General features: G+C 64.5%; 4 protein-coding genes and 1 tRNA gene. 4 read left to right on the forward strand and 1 reads right to left on the reverse strand.

Going from position 1 to position 4,170, the window contains the following annotated elements; genetic code table 11:
* Window positions 1-422 precede the first annotated feature (422 nt).
* On the forward strand, window positions 423-710 hold the full coding sequence (locus ACYVDE_RS16080; protein WP_460502563.1) for a hypothetical protein: 288 nt from the start codon (window positions 423-425) through the stop codon (window positions 708-710).
* Window positions 711-814: 104 nt separating this feature from the next.
* Window positions 815-1,801: a porphobilinogen synthase gene (gene hemB / locus ACYVDE_RS16085; protein WP_460502564.1), complete on the forward strand. Its 987-nt coding sequence runs from the start codon at window positions 815-817 to the stop codon at window positions 1,799-1,801.
* Window positions 1,802-1,929: 128 nt separating this feature from the next.
* Here the strand turns inward: hemB and ACYVDE_RS16090 are convergent.
* Window positions 1,930-2,001 (reverse strand) — tRNA-Arg (locus ACYVDE_RS16090).
* A gap of 59 nt (window positions 2,002-2,060) precedes the next feature.
* On the opposite strand from ACYVDE_RS16090, the gene ACYVDE_RS16095 reads away from it, so the two are divergent.
* Both ACYVDE_RS16095 and ACYVDE_RS16100 read left to right on the forward strand, forming a co-directional pair.
* Entirely contained in the window at window positions 2,061-2,552 is a 492-nt protein-coding gene (locus tag ACYVDE_RS16095; RefSeq protein WP_460502565.1) for a GNAT family N-acetyltransferase, read from the forward strand.
* The coding region (locus ACYVDE_RS16100) for an FUSC family protein (protein WP_460502566.1) at window positions 2,549-4,170 on the forward strand (1,622 nt) is incomplete at its 3' end. The genes ACYVDE_RS16095 and ACYVDE_RS16100, both read left to right, overlap by 4 nt.

The raw sequence follows: 4,170 nt of genomic DNA on the forward strand, positions 1-4,170 counted from the left end.
GGGGGTGCTGGCGGCCGTGCGCTGCAACGGCATGGGTGTGGCACTGGGCGCGGGCACCGGCTGGCAGGCCGCCACCAAACTGGCCGCCGGATAGCGAAAAACCGGGAATCTTCGTACAGCCCAACGCTGCCTTTACTTTCGGTCTCCTTATGCCTCTTGCTACGCTTTCCCGTCGTGTTTCTTTTCGCTGGCTGACCTTGCTGGCGCCGCTGGCCTTGCTAGCGAGCGGCTGCCAGAGCAGCCGGCCGAGCTATTCGCTTCAGCCGGTGGTGCTGCGGGCTCCGGTGGCCCATTCTGCTCCCAGCCCGGCCCCAGCCAAGGCAGAAGCAGCTACTGAAGGGCCTGTGGCTGCACAAGTGACAGCGCGCCCGCATCCTGTTGAGCCAGTAGCGTTAGCAAATGCTCGGATAGCCTCCGTGGCCGTGACGACGCCGCACGCTCCCGAAACTCTGGCCGCGGCTCAGGTAGCTTCGGGTCGAATAGTAGCAGCCCCGCGCCCACGTCTGTTGCGCCGGAGCGTGCTGCACCGGGCGCAGGCCCCGGCCGAGGTAGGTTTGGGCACCACGGTATTCGGCATTCTGGGCCTCATCGCGCTGCCCATTGCGTTGCTGGGCCTGCTGCTGAGCGGCGGTGGGCTGGTCTGGGGCATTGTGGCGGGCGCGGCGGCATTGGCCATTCTGGTGGCCTGGCTCGACCCATTTGGCAGGTAATTGGCGGGGCGAGCCGAACTTTGTGGGCGGCTGGCTGCTTATTTCAGCTTCGCATTCATTTTCCCATTCGTGCCGGCCGGGTTGAGGTCGGCTTTTCGACGCTTATGCTCCCCACCCACCGCCCCCGCCGCAACCGCAAGTCCGCCGTTATTCGTGATATGGTGCAGGAAACCCGCCTCACTGCCCACGATTTCATCTATCCCATCTTCATCACCGAAGGCCAGAACCAGACCGAGGAAATCAAGTCGATGCCCGGCATCATGCGCTTCACGGCCGACCGCGTGATTGACGAAATCGGGCAGTGCGTGGAGCTGGGCGTGAAGGCTTTTGCGCCCTTTCCTAACATCAACGAGGTGCTGAAGGACCCGATGGCCCGCGAAAGCACCAACCTTGAAGGCCTCTACCTGAAAACGGTGGCCGACATCAAGCGCCAGTTCCCGGAGGTGGTGCTGATGACCGACGTGGCCATGGACCCCTACAGCTCCGACGGCCACGATGGCGTGGTAGACCCAGATTCGGGCGAAATCCTGAACGACGCCAGCCTCGAAGTGCTGGGCCAGATGGCCCTGGCCCAGGCCCGCGCCGGCGCCGACATCATCGGCCCAAGCGACATGATGGACGGCCGCGTGGCCTGGATTCGGCGCATTCTGGACGAGAACGGCTTTTCGCACGTCAGCATCATGAGCTACACGGCCAAGTATGCCTCGGCGTTCTACGGCCCATTCCGCGACGCGCTGTCGTCGGCCCCCAAGAAGGGCGACAAGAAAAGCTACCAGATGAACCCCGCCAACCGCCTAGAAGCCCTGCGCGAGCTGGCGCTCGACGAAGCCGAAGGGGCCGATATGGTGATGATTAAGCCGGCACTGAGCTACCTCGACATCATTCGGGAAGTGAAAAACGCCACCAACCTGCCCGTGACGGCCTACAACGTGAGTGGCGAGTACGCCATGATTAAGGCCGCCGCGCAAAATGGCTGGGTCGATGGCGAGCGCACGATGATGGAAGTGCTGATGAGCATCAAGCGCGCCGGGGCCGATGCTATTCTGACTTATTTCGCCAAGGAAGCTGCCGCCGTGCTGAAGCGGGGCTAAGTAAAAGCAAGAATGTCATGTTGAGCTTGCCGAAGCATCTTCACCGCAGAACTAAAATTGATTAGTTGCGCAGTAGAGATGCTTCGGCAAGCTCAGCATGACATTCTTGCTTTTCGCGAATTGCGTAGTGGTTCCGGCAGGGCTCGAACCCGCATTGGCTGGTTCGAAGCCAGCTGTCCTATCCATTAGACGACAAAACCAGAATATGGCAGCAAAGATATTGCCGGCCGCGATTCCACCGCTACTCCGGCGCGCCACCGTGGCCGACCTGCCGGCGCTGCTGGCTCTGGTGAGCCGCGTAGTGCCGCTGATGCAGGCCAGCGGCAACTTCCAATGGTCGGCTGACTACCCGAACGAAACCGTTTTCCGGGCCGACATCGAACAAAGCCAGCTGTGGGTGGCCGAGTTGGATGGCGCACTAGCCGGCGTGGCTGCCCTCACCCAGGACCAGGACGCCGAATACGCCCAGGCCGACTGGGACGTGACCGAGCCCGCCCTCGTCACGCACCGCCTCGCCGTGGAGCCCACCGCCCAGGGCCGCGGCGTAGCCCTAGCCCTCATGCAGCAGGCCGAAACGCAGGCCGTAGCGCAGGGCCTGCGCGTGCTGCGCGTCGATACCAACTCGGAAAACGCCGCCACCCAACGGCTATTTCCGAAGCTGGGCTACCGCTTTGCGGGCGAAATCACGCTGGATTTCCGGCCGGGCTTGCGGTTCTTCTGCTATGAGAAGCGGCTGGCGCAATGGGCATGATGTGGCTTGGATTGGTGCTGCTGCTGCTGGGCCTGGGCATGGCCTACAGCGTGCGGGCCGGCAAGCTGACCACGGCTGCCGCCAGCACTGGTGGAGGGATGGGGCTGTTGATTTACCTCGGCGGGGGCTTCACGGGCCTGGCGCTGCTGGCCTACCAGGTGCGGCCCTACCGCCCGGCCCAGCAGGCCCTGGGTGAGAGCATCCACGCCCTGGCCCGCTTTCTGGAGTTGAAAGCCCGCTTCTACGAGCCGCGCACCGACCTGGCCGACGACTACCGCCAGCTCGTGGCCCAGCAGGTAGTGGTGAACGAGAAGCAGGAAGCCGCCCGCGACTTCCTCTTCCGTACCCGCCAGATTGTGAACGAAACCACCAGTACCGGCCGCCGCCTCGTGCTCACGTTCGTGGAAACGGTGGATTTGTACGAGCGTATCACCGTGGGCTACTACGACTACTCGGCCGTGCGCGAGGAGTTTGCCCGTACCGGCGTGCTGGCCGACGTGGCCCGCCTCATCCGGCACGTGGCCACCGAGCTCGACCATCTCGGCGTGGCCATCCAAGCCAACCACGCCTACCACGGCACCGGCCCCGAACTCACCGCCGAGTGGGAGCGGTTGCAAGCCCGCATCAGTCAGCTCGAAGCCAGCGAAGCGCTGGGCGCCCATACCCGGGTGCTCAAGAAAATTCTGGTGAACCTGCGCGACATCATCCGGCGCGTGGGCAACATCCGCCGCTTCTTCGATGAGGCCCTGACGGCCGCCGTGCCCGCCGCCAGCCGGGCCGCCGAGCACACCCGCTTCGTGGCCCACCAGGAAATCGAGCTGCGCACCTTCGTTCAGAACCTCACCATGAGCTCGGCCGTGTTCCGCCATGCCGTGCGCATGACGGTGGCCTGCCTCGTGGCCTTCGGCGTGGCCGAAACCCTCTGGCACGGCCAGCACAACTACTGGATTCTGATGACCGTCACCATCATGCTCAAGCCCGGCTTCAGCCTCACGCGCCAGCGCAACACCGAGCGCATTGTGGGCACGCTGGTGGGCGGCGCGCTGGGTGGGGCCGTGCTCTGGGCCGTGCCCTGGACGGAAGCCCGGTTTGCCATTCTGGTGGTGTTCATGGTGGTGGCCTACAGCTTTCAGCGCACCAAATACCTCGTCACGGTGGTGTTCCTCACGGCGTATCTGCTCATCATGTTCCGGTTCCTGGGGCTGGGCTTTCTGGGCGTGGCGCAGGAGCGGATACTCGACACGCTGGTGGGCTGCGGCATTGCCTTCGGGGCCGGCTGGCTGCTGTTTCCGAGCTGGGAATCGGATGGCCTCACCGACTACATGGCCGCCGCCCTGCGCGCCAACCTGGCCTACCTGCGCCAGCTGGCCGACCGCCTAGCCGGTCGCCCGCTGCCGCCACACGAGTACCGCCTGCTGCGCAAAAACGTGTACGTGAGCGGGGCCAACCTCGCGGCGGCTTTCCAGCGCATGCTCACCGAGCCCAAAAGCAAGCAGCACCACCCCACCGAAACCCACGAATTCGTGGTGCTGAACCACATTCTCTCCTCCAACATCGCCGCCCTCACCGGCACCCTGCGCGAGGCCGCGCCCGCCGTGCCGCCCTTCCCGCCCGAAGG

The sequence above is a fragment of the Hymenobacter agri genome, from assembly GCF_054778495.1.

What these genes read in the sequence shown, in the direction of transcription:
- hemB (WP_460502564.1), top strand. Translation starts at nt 815, where the DNA reads ATGCTCCCCACCCACCGCCCCCGCCGCAACCGCAAGTCCGCCGTTATT.